Annotated in this window: 15 protein-coding genes; 13 read left to right on the top strand and 2 right to left on the bottom strand. The window is 62.0% G+C overall.

Annotation, left to right across the window (positions count from 1 at the left end):
• Positions 1-11 precede the first annotated feature (11 nt).
• On the bottom strand, positions 12-974 hold the full coding sequence (paaX, locus tag ACZ9H3_RS03885) for a phenylacetic acid degradation operon negative regulatory protein PaaX (RefSeq protein WP_454241516.1): 963 nt from the start codon (positions 972-974) through the stop codon (positions 12-14).
• 77 nt (positions 975-1,051) lie between these two features.
• A complete protein-coding gene (paaY, locus tag ACZ9H3_RS03880; RefSeq protein ID WP_102052296.1) occupies positions 1,052-1,651 on the bottom strand; it encodes a phenylacetic acid degradation protein PaaY in 600 nt (199 codons plus the stop codon).
• Positions 1,652-1,939: 288 nt separating this feature from the next.
• Between paaY and paaF the strand changes: the two genes are divergently transcribed.
• From paaF to ACZ9H3_RS03815, 13 genes are all read left to right on the top strand, one after another.
• The gene (gene paaF, locus ACZ9H3_RS03875; protein WP_454241514.1) at positions 1,940-2,710 is read left to right on the top strand and encodes a 2,3-dehydroadipyl-CoA hydratase PaaF; all 771 of its coding nucleotides are present in this window, start codon (positions 1,940-1,942) and stop codon (positions 2,708-2,710) included.
• Between the two features lie 53 nt (positions 2,711-2,763).
• Positions 2,764-3,555: a 2-(1,2-epoxy-1,2-dihydrophenyl)acetyl-CoA isomerase PaaG gene (paaG, locus tag ACZ9H3_RS03870; RefSeq protein WP_476219690.1), complete on the top strand. Its 792-nt coding sequence runs from the start codon at positions 2,764-2,766 to the stop codon at positions 3,553-3,555.
• Positions 3,556-3,557: 2 nt separating this feature from the next.
• Entirely contained in the window at positions 3,558-5,075 is a 1,518-nt protein-coding gene (paaH, locus tag ACZ9H3_RS03865; protein ID WP_476219688.1) for a 3-hydroxyacyl-CoA dehydrogenase PaaH, read from the top strand.
• Positions 5,068-5,508, top strand: coding sequence for a hydroxyphenylacetyl-CoA thioesterase PaaI (gene paaI / locus ACZ9H3_RS03860; protein WP_476219686.1), 441 nt, complete (start codon positions 5,068-5,070; stop codon positions 5,506-5,508). Before paaH ends, paaI begins: the two co-directional genes overlap by 8 nt.
• On the top strand, positions 5,505-6,716 hold the full coding sequence (gene pcaF, locus ACZ9H3_RS03855) for a 3-oxoadipyl-CoA thiolase (RefSeq protein ID WP_476219684.1): 1,212 nt from the start codon (positions 5,505-5,507) through the stop codon (positions 6,714-6,716). The genes paaI and pcaF overlap by 4 nt, the downstream gene beginning before the upstream one ends.
• 94 nt (positions 6,717-6,810) lie before the next feature.
• On the top strand, positions 6,811-8,121 hold the full coding sequence (gene paaK, locus ACZ9H3_RS03850; RefSeq protein WP_099774743.1) for a phenylacetate--CoA ligase PaaK: 1,311 nt from the start codon (positions 6,811-6,813) through the stop codon (positions 8,119-8,121).
• A 191-nt stretch (positions 8,122-8,312) separates the two neighbouring features.
• Complete coding sequence (gene paaA / locus ACZ9H3_RS03845; protein ID WP_065758394.1) at positions 8,313-9,302, top strand: 1,2-phenylacetyl-CoA epoxidase subunit PaaA; 990 nt, start codon at positions 8,313-8,315, stop codon at positions 9,300-9,302.
• 15 nt (positions 9,303-9,317) lie between these two features.
• Positions 9,318-9,599: a 1,2-phenylacetyl-CoA epoxidase subunit PaaB gene (gene paaB, locus ACZ9H3_RS03840; protein WP_065758393.1), complete on the top strand. Its 282-nt coding sequence runs from the start codon at positions 9,318-9,320 to the stop codon at positions 9,597-9,599.
• Between the two features lies 1 nt (position 9,600).
• Complete coding sequence (paaC, locus tag ACZ9H3_RS03835; protein WP_102052290.1) at positions 9,601-10,356, top strand: 1,2-phenylacetyl-CoA epoxidase subunit PaaC; 756 nt, start codon at positions 9,601-9,603, stop codon at positions 10,354-10,356.
• Positions 10,343-10,876 carry a 1,2-phenylacetyl-CoA epoxidase subunit PaaD gene (paaD, locus tag ACZ9H3_RS03830; RefSeq protein WP_102052289.1) on the top strand — a complete coding sequence of 178 codons (534 nt, stop codon included), beginning with the start codon at positions 10,343-10,345 and terminating at the stop codon, positions 10,874-10,876. The genes paaC and paaD overlap by 14 nt, the downstream gene beginning before the upstream one ends.
• A 20-nt stretch (positions 10,877-10,896) precedes the next feature.
• On the top strand, positions 10,897-11,973 hold the full coding sequence (paaE, locus tag ACZ9H3_RS03825; RefSeq protein ID WP_476219680.1) for a 1,2-phenylacetyl-CoA epoxidase subunit PaaE: 1,077 nt from the start codon (positions 10,897-10,899) through the stop codon (positions 11,971-11,973).
• Positions 11,974-12,059: 86 nt separating this feature from the next.
• Complete coding sequence (locus tag ACZ9H3_RS03820; RefSeq protein WP_102052287.1) at positions 12,060-12,368, top strand: DUF485 domain-containing protein; 309 nt, start codon at positions 12,060-12,062, stop codon at positions 12,366-12,368.
• Positions 12,365-14,005: a cation acetate symporter gene (locus ACZ9H3_RS03815; RefSeq protein ID WP_218060839.1), complete on the top strand. Its 1,641-nt coding sequence runs from the start codon at positions 12,365-12,367 to the stop codon at positions 14,003-14,005. The genes ACZ9H3_RS03820 and ACZ9H3_RS03815 overlap by 4 nt, the downstream gene beginning before the upstream one ends.
• Positions 14,006-14,022 lie beyond the last annotated feature (17 nt).

Genomic DNA, 14,022 nt, shown 5'->3' with positions numbered 1-14,022 from the left:
GCCAGCTTCTGCTAGTCCGCCGTATCGGCTTCGCTGCCAGGCCCGGCGCCGACCGGCAAGCCACCAAAGCGCTTGTAGAACCCTGCGCTGGCATCCGGCAACGGCCCGTCGGCGGTCTCCATCGCCGACTCCAGCCACTGCTCGGCTGCCGCATAGATCAAGCGATAGATATTCCGGCACAACTGCCGCGCTGCACGCCCTTCCCAATCGCCAGGGAGCAATTCGTCAGGCAACTGCGGGTCACGCAGCAGCAGCTTGCGGTACTCATGAATCAGCAGGATGCGCGCCAGGAAGCATTCCTGTGGGTCGAGTTGCTCCTGCTCGCGCAGGCTTTGCCACAGTGGCCGGAACAACTGGATGAACTCGCTGTAATGTGCCGCCAACTCATCGATGTTCCAACTCTCGCGAACCTGCATGCGCAGTGCTTTTGAAGCCATCACATCCTGTGCAGTGGTCTCGAACAGCAGTGTGTCTTCCTGTGCGCCGAGGTCCAGAAGCGTGGCGTTCACATCGGCCCGGTCGCAACGTGGACACGCCAGCACCACCGGAGAAATCGCACCAAAGCCTTGCCACTCCAACTCTTCGCGCACCTGCTTGCGCTTGTCGGCCGGCAGTTGAGTCAACATTGCCAGGCACCACGAGCCGTCCCAGGCCGGTAAAGTGCTCGCGTAGACCCGCTTGAAGGCCTTGTCGAAACGACGCCGTCCCGTGCCGGTCAAGCTGTAATAGCTGCGCCGCCCGACTTTTTCAGCCGTTAGCCAGTTCTCCTTGGTCAAGCGAAAAATGGATGTGCGAATCAAGCGCTCGTTGATCCCAACGGGTTCGAGCAGCTGGATCAGGCTTCCCAGCCACACGGTACCGCCATGAGGCTCAATGGCATCACCGTAGAGCGTGATGATCAACGAACTGGCGCGAATGGGCGTTTGCTGCTGGAAACGGTCGATCAGTTGAGTGAGCGGAGCTAGGGACGACATGGGCGTTCCGGTCGAAAAATAAGAAATATACCCCTGGCAGTCAGCAATGACCATTCAGGGCACAGCCGGGGCGCTGTTCAGGCGCTGCCCGAGGACTTGGGGCGCAACCCGCTGTCATGGATACGGCGGCGGTCGGCCTCGACGACGCTCAGTGGCGTGCATTCCTGCAGCGAGGCCATGCAGCGTTGCGCCAACACTTGATATTCGCGAGTACCGGCCTGCTTCCAGGCCACTTCCTCATCGCTGAGCCGACGCTTGACCTGCGCAGGTGAGCCCAGCACCAACGATTGCTCTGGGCAACTGAAACCGGCCTTGACCAGCGCACCGGCCGAAACGAACGAACGCGCAGCGATATGCGCGTTATCCATCACCACTGCATTCATGCCAATCAAGGCATCTGCACCGACCCGGCATCCGTGCAGTACCGCGCCGTGACCGACGTGGCCATTGCGTTCAACTACCGTGTCGCTGTCCGGAAAACCATGCATCACACAGGTGTCCTGAACGTTCGCGCCCTCCTCCAGCACGATCCGACCGAAGTCACCGCGCAAGCTGGCCAGTGGGCCGACATAGCAACGCGGGCCGATGATCACATCACCGATCAACACGGCGGATGGGTGAACGTAAGCCGTTGGATCAACCACTGGCGTCAGTCCATCGAGGCTGTAACACGTCATAGGCACGCTCCTCGCGTCTAAAGCTGGAATTTTGTTCGCTGCAAAATCGTCTTTCTTGTATCACATTGCAACAGCGCCAAACATCCAGAAATCACTAATTCCGCAACAAAAATCGGCAGAAATAGTGAGCGGCGCGAGTAAGAGACCCGCGAATTTAAGACACGCTATTTTATTTTAGTATTGTATTTGCGTATCACGTTGTGGCTATACTCTGGAAAAACGGCCCTGGGGCCCGTCCAAAAAACCAGTCCGGCCAAAGGCCGCGTCCGCCTTGCGAGAGTCCTTGCCATGCCGCAAACACTTGCCGTGCAATCCCACCAGGCGGTGTGCCTGATCACCCTGCAGCGCCCTCAGGCGCTGAACGCACTCAGCACCGAACTGCTCGCCGAACTGGCGAACGAACTGGAACGCTGCAACCACGACGACACCATCCGCGCCGTGGTGCTGACCGGTAGCCGCAAGGCGTTTGCGGCAGGCGCCGACCTCAATGAAATGGCTGAGCGCGACCTCGTCGGCATGCTTAACGACCCCCGCCAGGCGCACTGGCAGCGCATCACCGGCTTCGCCAAGCCCTTGATCGCTGCAGTCAACGGCTATGCCCTGGGGGGCGGCTGCGAGCTGGCCATGCACGCGGACATCCTGATCGCTGGCGAAGATGCTCAGTTCGGTCAACCCGAAATCAATCTGGGGATCATGCCGGGCGCAGGCGGCACCCAACGGTTACTGCGCGCAGTTGGCAAATCGCTGGCCATGCAGATGGTCCTGAGCGGCGAGCCCATCAGTGCACGCCGTGCACTGGAGGCCGGGTTGGTCAGTGAAATCACACCACCAGAGCTGACGGTCGAACGCGCCCTGCAGATTGCTAACACCATCGCCAACAAGGCCCCGCTGGCGGTACGTCTGGCCAAGGAAGCGCTGTTGAAGGCGCAGGACCTCGACCTGGCCAGCGGCCTGCGCTTTGAACGCCACGCCTTTACCTTGCTCGCCGGCACCGCCGACCGAAACGAGGGCATTCGCGCCTTCCAGGAAAAACGCCCAGCCCGCTTCAACGGCCAGTAAGCCCCTGCGTCCGTTTCGCGACATTGACAGACCTGCAACCAAAGGCAGCCACCATGACGTTTGAACACATTCTGTTTTCCATTGAAGACGGCGTTGCACGCCTCAGCCTCAATCGCCCCGAGCAACTGAACAGTTTCAATACCCAGATGCATGAAGAGGTTCGCCAGGCACTCAAGACAGTGCGTCAGAGCGGCGAGGCGCGGGTACTGTTACTCACTGCCGAGGGGCGTGGCTTCTGCGCAGGTCAGGACCTGGGCGACCGCAATGTCGCGCCAGGTGCAGCAGTGCCAGACCTGGGCGAATCCATCGAGCGTTTCTACAACCCGTTGATCCGCACGCTGCGTGAGCTGCCAATGCCGGTTATCTGTGCGGTCAACGGCGTGGCCGCCGGTGCCGGCGCCAACATTCCGCTGGCCTGCGACCTGGTGCTGGCCGCCCGCTCAGCAAGCTTCATCCAGGCATTCTGCAAGATTGGCCTGATTCCCGACTCTGCCGGCACCTGGGCCCTGCCTCGATTGGTCGGTATGGCTCGGGCCAAGGCCCTGGCCCTGCTGGGTGATCGTTTGAGCGCCGAGCAGGCCGTGGAGTGGGGCTTGATCTACCGCTGTGTCGAGGATGCCGACTTGCGTGATGAAGCACTGAAATTGGCCCGACACCTGGCGACTCAGCCGACCTATGGCCTGGCCCTGATCAAACGTAGCCTGCACGCCAGCCTGGACAACACCTTCGAGCAGCAACTGACACTCGAGCGCGACCTCCAGCGCCTTGCCGGGCGTAGCGAAGACTACCGTGAAGGGGTCAGTGCCTTCATGGCCAAGCGCACCCCAGTGTTCAAGGGGTGCTGAACATGCCCGCCTTGAACCCGCACACCCTGATCGCAGTGATCGGCGCAGGCGCCATGGGGGCCGGCATCGCACAAGTGGCCGCCCAGGCCGGGCACCCGGTACGGCTGTACGACAATCGTCCGGGCGCGGCCGCGCAGGCGATCGCCAACATCGACCAACAGCTGGCCAAACGCTTTGCCAGCGGCAAGCTGGCGGCCACCGCCAAGGCCGATTGCATCGCCCGGCTGCAGCCAGCCGACAGCCTTGAGGCTCTGGCCGATGCCGGGCTGGTGATCGAGGCCATTGTCGAGAACCTGGAGGTCAAGCAGGCACTGTTCAGCGAACTGGAAGGCCTGTGCCGCAGTGACTGCATCCTGGCCAGCAACACTTCGTCACTGTCCATCACCCGCCTGGCGGCAGGCCTTCAACGCCCGGCCCAGGTTGTCGGCATGCACTTTTTCAACCCGGCACCGTTAATGGCACTGGTTGAAGTGATCAGCGGCCTGGCCACCGATCCAGAGGTTGCAGCCTGCATCCTGGCCACCGCCCGTGCCTGGGGCAAAACACCGGTGCTGGCGCGCTCAACGCCGGGCTTTATCGTCAACCGCGTGGCTCGCCCGTTCTATGCCGAAAGCCTGCGTCTGCTGCAGGAAGGTGTGGCCGATTGCGCCAGCCTCGACGCACTGTTGCGCGAAGCCGGTGGTTTTCGCATGGGCGCCTTCGAGCTGACAGACCTGATCGGACACGACGTCAACTATGCCGTCACCTGCTCAGTGTTCGACGCCTACTACCAGGACATGCGCTTTCAGCCTTCATTGATCCAGAAAGAGTTGGTCGACGCTGGCCACTTGGGTCGCAAGCGTGGACTTGGCTTTTATGACTACCGTGAAGGTGCTGTGCGCCCCCAGCCGAGCAACCTGCACAGCACCGCCGTGGTCGAGCAACTGATCGTGGAAGGCGAAAGCGGCCTGCTCGAACCGCTGGTCACGCGACTGGCAGCCAGCGGCATCAGCGTGGTACGCCGAGCAGGCCGCGGCGTGCTGCGGGTCGGCGATGCCACCGTGGCGCTGAGTGATGGTCGAATGGCCAGCCAACGGGCCCGTGAGGAGGGTCTGGACAATCTGGTCCTGCTCGACCTCGCCCTTGATTACCAACAAGCCTCTCGGTTGGCCATCAGCACTGCGGCAGACACCACTACGCTGGCCCGCGACCAGGTCGTCGCACTGCTCAACCGTGCCGGTATAGCCGTCAGCGCCCTGCGGGACAGCCCGGGCCTGTGTGTACTGCGTACCGTCGCCATGCTGGCCAATGAAGCAGCTGACGCCCTGTTGCAAGGCGTTGCCAGCGCTCAGGACCTGGATCTGGCCATGTGCGCCGGGGTCAACTATCCCTGCGGCCCTCTGGCCTGGGCGGATGCCATCGGTATCGAGCGGGTTGTCCAGGTGCTGGGCAACCTGCAGGCCGCTTACGGCGAAGAACGTTACCGTCCTTCTTTGCAACTGCGTCGGCTACTGGCCGAAGGAGCCCTGTTCCATGAATGAGTGTCTTGATCTGGCCAGCCGCTGCGCCCAGGCCCTGTTCCAACGCGACCAGGCCAGCCAGGGCATGGGCATGCGCCTGCTTGCTGCCGGCCCTGGCAGTGCGCGGGTCGGCATGAGCGTGCGCGAGGACATGCTCCAGGGCCACGGCACCTGCCACGGCGGTTACCTGTTCGCCCTGGCGGATTCGGCCTTCGCTTTTGCCTGCAACAGCTACAACGATGCCACCGTGGCGATTGGATGCAGCATCGACTACATCGCCCCGGCACGACTCGGCGACACGTTGACGGCGGTGTGTACCGAGCAAAGCCGCAGCGGCCGTACCGGCAACTACGACGTACGCATTGAAAACCAGCAGGGCGAACTGATCGCCCTGTTTCACGGCAAGTCCTACAAAGTGCGCGGCAGCGTGCTGAACACGGAGACCCCGGCATGAACGACGCATTGATCATTGATGCCCTGCGCACCCCCATTGGCCGCTACGCCGGAGCGCTCAGTGGCGTGCGCGCTGACGACCTCGGTGCGGTTCCGCTGCGTGCACTGATGCAGCGCCACCCACAACTGGACTGGAGCGCCATTGACGATGTGTACTACGGCTGCGCCAACCAGGCGGGCGAAGACAATCGCAACGTCGCGCGCATGTCAGCCCTGTTGGCCGGTTTGCCGCTGAGCGTGCCCGGCACCACCCTGAACCGCCTGTGCGGCTCGGGCCTGGATGCCATCGGCAGTGCGGCCCGGGCCATTCGCAGTGGCGAAGCCGGATTGATGCTGGCCGGAGGCGTCGAGTCGATGTCCCGTGCACCACTGGTCATGGGCAAGGCCGAGCAGGCTTTTTCGCGCCAGGCGGAGCTGTTCGACACCACCATTGGCTGGCGTTTCGTCAACCCGCTGATGCAACAGCAGTACGGCATCGATTCCATGCCGGAAACGGCAGAGAACGTCGCCGAACAGTTCAACATTTCCCGTGCCGATCAGGACGCGTTCGCCTTGCGTAGCCAGCAGCGCACCGCCGCGGCGCAGGCCCGTGGCCGACTGGCCAAGGAAATCATCCCCGTCCAGATCGCCCAGCGCAAAGGCCCACCCAAGGTGGTCGAACACGACGAGCACCCGCGTGCCGAAACCACGCTGGAACAATTGCAGATACTCGGCACCCCGTTCCGCGCCAATGGCACGGTCACCGCAGGCAATGCCTCCGGCGTCAACGACGGCGCTTGCGCTCTGCTCCTGGCCAGCCGCGCCGAAGCCCAGCGCTATGGCCTTAAAGCTCGCGCCCGGGTCGTGGCGATGGCCACCGCCGGGGTTGAACCACGGATCATGGGCATTGGCCCGGTGCCGGCTACCCGCAAGGTTCTGGAGCGGTCGGGCCTCAGCCTGGCCGACATGGATATCATTGAGCTCAATGAAGCCTTTGCCGCACAAGGGCTGGCAGTGCTGCGCGAGCTGGGCATCGCCGACGATGATCCACGGGTCAACCCCAATGGTGGCGCGATCGCGCTGGGGCACCCGCTGGGCATGAGCGGCGCCCGCCTGGTGACCACCGCGTTGATCGAGTTGGAGGAACGTCAGGCGCGCTATGCCCTGTGCACCATGTGCATCGGTGTAGGCCAGGGCATTGCGCTGATCATCGAGCGCCTTGACGGCTGAACGTACACCCCAGGCCATGGCGCCCAAGGTATTCTTGGCGTCATGCACTCAGGCCGGTAGCCCCGGCCCTTACAAAAACAATTTGAGTGAACCCATGAACATGCAGATCAGCAATGCCGCCGTGCTCGACCCGATGGAAACCGCCAGCATCGACCAACTGCGCCAGCATCAGCTGGAGCGCTTGCGCTGGAGCCTCGGTCACGCCTACCAGAATGTCCCCATGTACCGTCAGCGCTTCGACGAAGTGGGCGTACACCCCGACGACATCCGCAGCCTCGACGACCTGGCAAAACTCCCGTTTACCTACAAGGCCGATCTGCGCGACAACTACCCCTACGGCATGTTCGCTGTGCCCATGCACGATGTCGTCAGGCTGCATGCGTCCAGCGGCACCACCGGCAAGCCGACCGTGGTCGGCTACACCCAGAACGACATTGACACCTGGGCCAATGTGGTCGCCCGCTCGATCCGTGCCGCCGGTGGGCGCAAAGGCGACAAGGTTCACGTGTCTTACGGCTATGGCTTGTTCACAGGCGGCCTTGGCGCCCACTACGGTGCCGAGCGCCTCGGCTGTACAGTGATTCCGATGTCCGGCGGCCAGACCGAGAAGCAGGTGCAACTGATCCGTGACTTCCAGCCCGACATCATCATGGTCACGCCGTCCTACATGCTGAACATTGCCGATGAAATCGAGCGCCAAGGCATCGACCCGCACCAACTGGCCCTGCGCCTGGGTATTTTCGGCGCCGAGCCCTGGACACCTGAACTACGCAGCGCCCTTGAGTCGCGCCTGGGCATCACGGCCCTGGACATTTATGGCCTTTCGGAAATCATGGGGCCGGGCGTCGCCATGGAGTGTGCGGAAAGCAAGGACGGGCCTACCGTCTGGGAAGACCATTTCTACCCCGAGATCATCGACCCGGTGACCGGGGCGGTACTTCCTGATGGTGAGTTGGGCGAACTGGTGTTCACCTCCTTGAGCAAAGAGGCGCTGCCGATGATTCGCTATCGCACCCGCGACCTCACTCGCCTGTTGCCAGGCACTGCCCGACCGATGCGACGCATCGACAAGATCACCGGACGTAGTGACGACATGCTGATCATCCGGGGTGTCAACGTGTTCCCGACACAGATCGAGGAACAGGTCCTGAAAATAAAACAGCTTTCCGAGTGCTACGAGATGCATCTGTATCGCAATGGCAATCTCGACAGCCTCGATGTACACGTTGAGCTCAGGCCCGACCAACAGCACCTTGGCGAGGATCAACAGAAAGCCCTGTGCGGCGATCTGAGCCGACACATCAAAACCCACATCGGCATCAGTGCACGTATCGTGCTGCAGCCCGTGTTTTCGATTAAACGCTCCGAGGGCAAGGCCTGCCGGGTGTTCGACAAGCGCACGTAACCCGCCCCATAAGGGCTATTCCAGCAGCACGAAAAGAGCCTCGCTTCGGCGGGGCTTTTTTTCGCCCGCTGTTCGGGTAAAAGCGATACAAAAATTTTATACGACACGTATTTTTGTGTTTGATATTTGATTATGTATCACTTATAACTACTGCCAGGCCCAAGCCCACCCCTCAAGGCTGGAGACACAGCATGTACGCACAACTGGTTGAGACCGGCGTAAAACGCCTCAAGACGCTGGAGGAGATGTCCGAGCAGGAGCGCGCGTTCCAGGAAAAGATCGATGCGGAAATCAAGATCGAACCGAAGAACTGGATGCCCGATGCCTACCGGCAAACCCTGATTCGACAGATTTCCCAGCACGCCCACTCGGAAATCGTCGGCATGCTGCCCGAAGGCAACTGGGTCACCCGCGCCCCTAGCCTGAAACGCAAACTGCAACTGATGGCCAAGATCCAGGACGAAGCGGGCCACGGCCTGTACCTGTACAGCGCCATGGAAACCCTGGGCGCCGACCGTGACGAAGAAGTCGCCAAGCTGCACAGCGGCAAGGCCAAGTACTCCAGCATCTTCAACTACCCGACCCTGAACTGGGCGGACATGGGTGCCGTTGGCTGGCTGGTCGACGGCGCCGCGATCGTCAACCAGGTCGTGCTGCAGCGCACCAGTTACGGCCCCTACTCGCGGGCAATGATCCGTATCTGCAAGGAAGAGAGCTTTCACCAGCGCCAGGGCTACGAAATCCTCCTGACCATGATGCGTCACGGTACCCAGGCACAGAAGGACATGGTTCAGGACGCCATCAATCGCCTGTGGTGGCCTGCCCTGATGATGTTCGGCCCAAGCGACGAACACTCACCCAACAGCGCGCAATCGATGGCCTGGAAGATCAAGCGCCAGAGCAACGATGAACTGCGCCAGCGCTTCATCGACCAGACCGTACCGCAACTGGAACTGTTGGGCTGCACCGCACCCGACCCGGAGCTGAAATGGAACGCTGAACGCGGCCACTACGACTTCGGTGCGATTCAGTGGGAAGAGTTCTACGAGGTGCTCAAGGGCAACGGCCCCTGCAACCAGGAACGCCTCGCTACCCGTCGCAAGGCCATCGAAGACGGTGCCTGGGTACGTGCCGCCGCCGTTGCTCATGCCCGTAAAAAACACAACAAGAACGCCGCCTGATCTGGAGTAGCCGAGATGTCCGAGTGGACCCTTTTCGAAGTTTTCGTGCGTAGCAAGCACGGTTTGAACCACAAGCATGTCGGCAGCGTACATGCCGCCGACGCCGCCATGGCCATCGAAAATGCCCGTGAGCTGTACACCCGCCGCAACGAAGGGGTGAGCCTCTGGGTAGTGCCCTCGGCACTGATCACCGCCTCGTCGCCAGACGAAAAAGACCCGTTGTTCGACCCCGCCGAAGACAAGGTCTACCGCCATGCCAGCTTCTATGAGCTGCCGGCTGAAGTGGGGCATATGTAAGATGAACCAGGACCTGATCCAATACCTGCTACGCCTGGGCGACAGCGCCCTGATCCAGGGCCAGCGCCTGTGTGAATGGTGCGGTCGGGCGCCCGCACTGGAAGAAGAATTGGCCTTGATGAACGTTGGCCTGGACCTGGTTGGCCAGGCCCGCAACTGGCTGGAGTACGCCGCCGAACTGGCCAATGACGGTCGCGATGCCGATCACCTGGCCTTCCGCCGCGACGAGCGTGCCTACCGCAACCTGTTGCTGGTCGAGCAACCCAATGGCGATTATGCCGTCACCGTGCTCAAGCAGTTCTTCTATGACGCCTGGCACCTGGCGGTACTGGAAGGCCTGACCCACTCCAGCGACAGCCGCCTGCAAGGCATCGCCGCCAAGGCCGTGAAAGAAGTGACCTATCACCTGCGCCGCTCCAGCGAGTGGGTCGAGCGCCTGGGCGACGGCACCGAGGAAAGCCACCAGCGCATGCTCGCAGCCATCCCGCAGCTGTGGCGCTTTACCGTCGAGCTGAGCGACAGCGATGCCGTCGAGCAGCGCCTGCACGCGGCGGGCCTTATCGGCGACCCGCAGCAGATCGCCGCAGCCTGGCAACAGCAGGTCGAGCGAACGTTCGACAGCGCCACCCTGCCCTTGCCGGCACCGGCCTGCCACTTCTACCTCAGCGGTCGTCAGGGCCTGCACAGCGAGCATCTGGGCTTGCTGCTGGCTGAAATGCAGTTCTTGCCACGAGCCTACCCCGATGCAACCTGGTGAGCTGATTGCCAGCGACCTCGGCGCCCGCGCCGCGGCCCCCGGCGACCTCGACCAGGCCTGGCGGGTGCTGGGCCGGGTCATGGACCCGGAAGTGCCCGTGATCAGCGTGGTAGAGCTGGGGATTGTTCGTGCACTGGCCTGGAATGCCGGGCATTTGCATGTCGTGGTCACCCCGACCTATTCCGGTTGCCCCGCCACTGAAGTCATCGAAGCCGATATTCGTCAGGCCCTGGAAGACGCAGGGTTTAGCGCGCCGCAGCTCGAACGACAGTTGCACCCGGCCTGGACCACCGACTGGATCACCAGCACCGGCCGCGAGCGCTTGCTGGCCTATGGCATCGCACCCCCGCTGGGCAGTGCCAACAAACGCAGCCTGCTCGGCGATGACGGCACCGTGAACTGCCCGCAATGTGGCAGCGCACACACCGAACTGCTCAGCCAGTTTGGCTCGACCGCCTGCAAAGCCCTGTACCGCTGCTGCGATTGCCGCGAACCCTTCGATTACTTCAAGTGCATCTAAGCGCGTGATGGAGAGCCACCATGAGCCAATTTCACAGCCTGACCGTCAAGCAAGTGCGCACAGAAACCCGCGATGCGGTGTCGATTCTGTTCGACGTGCCGGCGACGCTCAGCCAGCAGTTTCGTTTTACCCAGGGCCAATACCTGGTCATGCGCACCCAGCTGGACGGTGAGGAAGTACGCCGTTCCTATTCAATCTGCACCGGGGTCAATGACGGCGAGTTGCGTGTGGCCGTCAAGCGGGTACCGGGTGGTCGCTTCTCGGCCTTCGCCAACGACGTGCTGAGCGCAGGCGATGTGCTCGAGGTGATGCCGCCAGCTGGCAGCTTCAACATCGCCCTCGCCCCTGAACGACAGGGCCGCTATCTGGCGGTTACCGCTGGCAGCGGCATTACCCCGATCCTGTCGATCATCAAGACCACCCTGGAAAGCGAACCCAACAGCCACTTCACCCTGCTCTATGGCAATCGCGCCAGCAGCAGTGCGCTGTTCCGCGAACAGCTTGAGGACCTGAAAAACCGCTACCTGCAGCGCTTGAACCTGATTTTTGTCTTCAGCCGCGAACAGCAGGACATCGACCTTTATAACGGCCGTATTGATGCGGACAAGTGTGGGCAACTGTTCAGCCGTTGGCTTGATGTGCCGCGCCTTGATGCTGCGTTCATCTGCGGACCACAGGCCATGACCGAGATCGTCCGCGACCGCCTCAAGGACAGCGGCATGGCGGCCGAACGCATCCATTTCGAGCTGTTCGCCGCAGCCGGCAACGAGCAGCGTCGCGAAGCTCGCGAGGCAGCACGCCAGGCAGATTCGGCGGTCAGCCAGATCACCGTGATCAGCGACGGCCGCGCCCTGGCCTTCGACCTGCCGCGCAACAGCCAGAGCATCCTCGACGCCGGCAATGCCATCGGCGCCGAACTGCCCTACTCGTGCAAGGCAGGCGTGTGCTCGACCTGCAAGTGCAAGGTCGTCGAAGGTGAAGTGGAGATGGACAGCAACCACGCCCTTGAAGACTACGAAGTGGCCGCCGGCTACGTGCTCTCGTGCCAGAGCTACCCGGTCAGCGATAAGGTCGTCCTGGATTTCGACCAGCTTTGATCCACCCGCAGGGGCAGGCAATGCCTACCCCTGCCGCAAGCCGGCAATACCCCCAAAACAACTACAAAAAAGATCAAGAGAGCGCCATGACACCCAACGATATCGAAAGCATCTGCAAGCACCCGGACTTTCAACAGCTGGTCAAGCGTAAACAGCGCCTGAACTGGTCGCTGACCTTGGCCATGCTTGTCATCTACTACGGCTTCGTCCTGCTGGTTGCCTTCTCACCCAGCACCTTGGGTCAATCCCTGAGTGGCGGGGTCACCTCGGTCGGCATGCTGGTCGGGGTCGTGATCGTGCTGTTGTCCTTTGCCTTGACCGGCATCTACGTCTACCGCGCCAACAACGTACTCGACCCGCTCAACGACAAAGTCCGGCAGGAGTGCGCCCAATGAAACCCGTATTTACCTTACTGCTGCCGGGCCTGATGATCAGCGACCTGGCGCTCGCCGCCGATGCTGCCCGCCCGTTGAACTGGAACGCCATCGGCATGTTCCTGATGTTCGTCCTGTTCACCCTGGGCATTACCCGTTGGGCTGCACGGCGCACCCGCTCAGCCAGCGACTTCTATACCGCTGGTGGTGGCCTGACCGGTTTCCAGAACGGCCTGGCGATTGCTGGCGACATGATCAGCGCGGCGTCGTTCCTCGGCATTTCCGCCATGATGTTCCTCAATGGCTATGACGGCTTGCTCTATGCGCTGGGTGTCCTGGCCGGGTGGCCGATCATCCTGTTCCTGATTGCCGAGCGCTTGCGCAACCTGGGCAAGTACACCTTCGCCGACGTGGTCTCCTATCGTCTGGCACAGACACCCGTGCGCCTGACCTCGGCGTTTGGCACCCTGACCGTGGCCCTGATGTACCTGGTGGCGCAAATGGTCGGTGCCGGCAAGCTGATCGAGTTGTTGTTTGGCATCAGCTACCTGTATGCGGTCATTCTGGTGGGCGTACTGATGGTGTTCTATGTCACCTTCGGCGGCATGCTGGCCACGACCTGGGTGCAGATCATCAAGGCCGTGCTGTTGCTGTCGGGCACCACCTTCATGGCGCTCATGGTACTGCGTCACTTTGGCTACAGCACTGAAGCGATGTTTGCCGGCGCGGCAGCGGTACACACCAAGGGGCAAGCGATCATGGCGCCCGGCGGGCTGTTGTCCAACCCGATCGACGCGATTTCGCTGGGCCTGGGCATGATGTTCGGGACCGCCGGCCTGCCGCACATCCTGATGCGTTTCTTCACCGTCAGCGACGCCAAGGAAGCACGCAAGAGCGTGTTCTACGCGACCGGTTTCATCGGCTACTTCTACCTGCTGCTGATTGTCGTCGGCTTTGGCGCCATCGTCATGGTGGGCACCGAACCAGCCTACCGCGATGCCAGCGGCGCGATCATCGGCGGCGGCAACATGATCGCCGTGCACCTGGCCCAGGCGGTTGGCGGCAACCTGTTCCTCGGTTTCATTTCGGCAGTGGCCTTTGCCACCATTCTGGCGGTGGTCGCCGGCCTGGCGCTGTCCGGTGCCTCGGCGGTCTCCCATGACCTTTATGCTTGTGTCGTACGCAAGGGCAAAGCCACCGAGCAAGAAGAAATGCGCGTGTCGCGTATTGCCACCCTGGCCATCGGCGTTCTGGCGATCATCCTCGGCCTGCTCTTCGAGTCGCAGAACATCGCCTTCCTCTCCGGCCTGGTATTGGCCATCGCGGCCTCGGTGAACTTCCCGGTGCTGTTCCTCTCGATGTTCTGGAAAGGCCTGACCACCCGCGGCGCAGTCGCCGGCAGCATGGCTGGCCTGGTCTCGGCCATCGCCCTGCTGGTGCTCAGCCCGGCGGTCTGGGTCAACGTCCTGCACTTCGACAAGGCACTGTTCCCCTACAACAACCCGGCCCTGTTCTCCATGAGCCTGGCGTTCCTTGGCGCCTGGGTGTTCTCAGTGACCGACAGCTCACCACAAGCAGCGCAAGAACGCGGCCGCTACCTGGCCCAGTTCATTCGTTCGATGACCGGAATCGGCGCCGCCGGTGCCAGTAAACACTGACCATTACGTAACGCTGT

This window comes from Pseudomonas sp. TE3910 (assembly GCF_056279025.1).
The sequence above is the reverse complement of the archived record's forward strand: the minus strand, read 5'-3'. Positions and strand labels throughout refer to the sequence as shown.

Coding starts and splice junctions, on each gene's coding strand:
- paaX (WP_454241516.1), bottom strand. CDS start 974: ATGTCGTCCCTAGCTCCGCTCACTCAACTGATCGACCGTTTCCAGCAG.
- paaY (WP_102052296.1), bottom strand. CDS start 1,651: ATGACGTGTTACAGCCTCGATGGACTGACGCCAGTGGTTGATCCAACG.
- paaF (WP_454241514.1), top strand. CDS start 1,940: ATGCCGCAAACACTTGCCGTGCAATCCCACCAGGCGGTGTGCCTGATC.
- paaG (WP_476219690.1), top strand. CDS start 2,764: ATGACGTTTGAACACATTCTGTTTTCCATTGAAGACGGCGTTGCACGC.
- paaH (WP_476219688.1), top strand. CDS start 3,558: ATGCCCGCCTTGAACCCGCACACCCTGATCGCAGTGATCGGCGCAGGC.
- paaI (WP_476219686.1), top strand. CDS start 5,068: ATGAATGAGTGTCTTGATCTGGCCAGCCGCTGCGCCCAGGCCCTGTTC.
- pcaF (WP_476219684.1), top strand. CDS start 5,505: ATGAACGACGCATTGATCATTGATGCCCTGCGCACCCCCATTGGCCGC.
- paaK (WP_099774743.1), top strand. CDS start 6,811: ATGAACATGCAGATCAGCAATGCCGCCGTGCTCGACCCGATGGAAACC.
- paaA (WP_065758394.1), top strand. CDS start 8,313: ATGTACGCACAACTGGTTGAGACCGGCGTAAAACGCCTCAAGACGCTG.
- paaB (WP_065758393.1), top strand. CDS start 9,318: ATGTCCGAGTGGACCCTTTTCGAAGTTTTCGTGCGTAGCAAGCACGGT.
- paaC (WP_102052290.1), top strand. CDS start 9,601: ATGAACCAGGACCTGATCCAATACCTGCTACGCCTGGGCGACAGCGCC.
- paaD (WP_102052289.1), top strand. CDS start 10,343: ATGCAACCTGGTGAGCTGATTGCCAGCGACCTCGGCGCCCGCGCCGCG.
- paaE (WP_476219680.1), top strand. CDS start 10,897: ATGAGCCAATTTCACAGCCTGACCGTCAAGCAAGTGCGCACAGAAACC.
- ACZ9H3_RS03820 (WP_102052287.1), top strand. CDS start 12,060: ATGACACCCAACGATATCGAAAGCATCTGCAAGCACCCGGACTTTCAA.
- ACZ9H3_RS03815 (WP_218060839.1), top strand. CDS start 12,365: ATGAAACCCGTATTTACCTTACTGCTGCCGGGCCTGATGATCAGCGAC.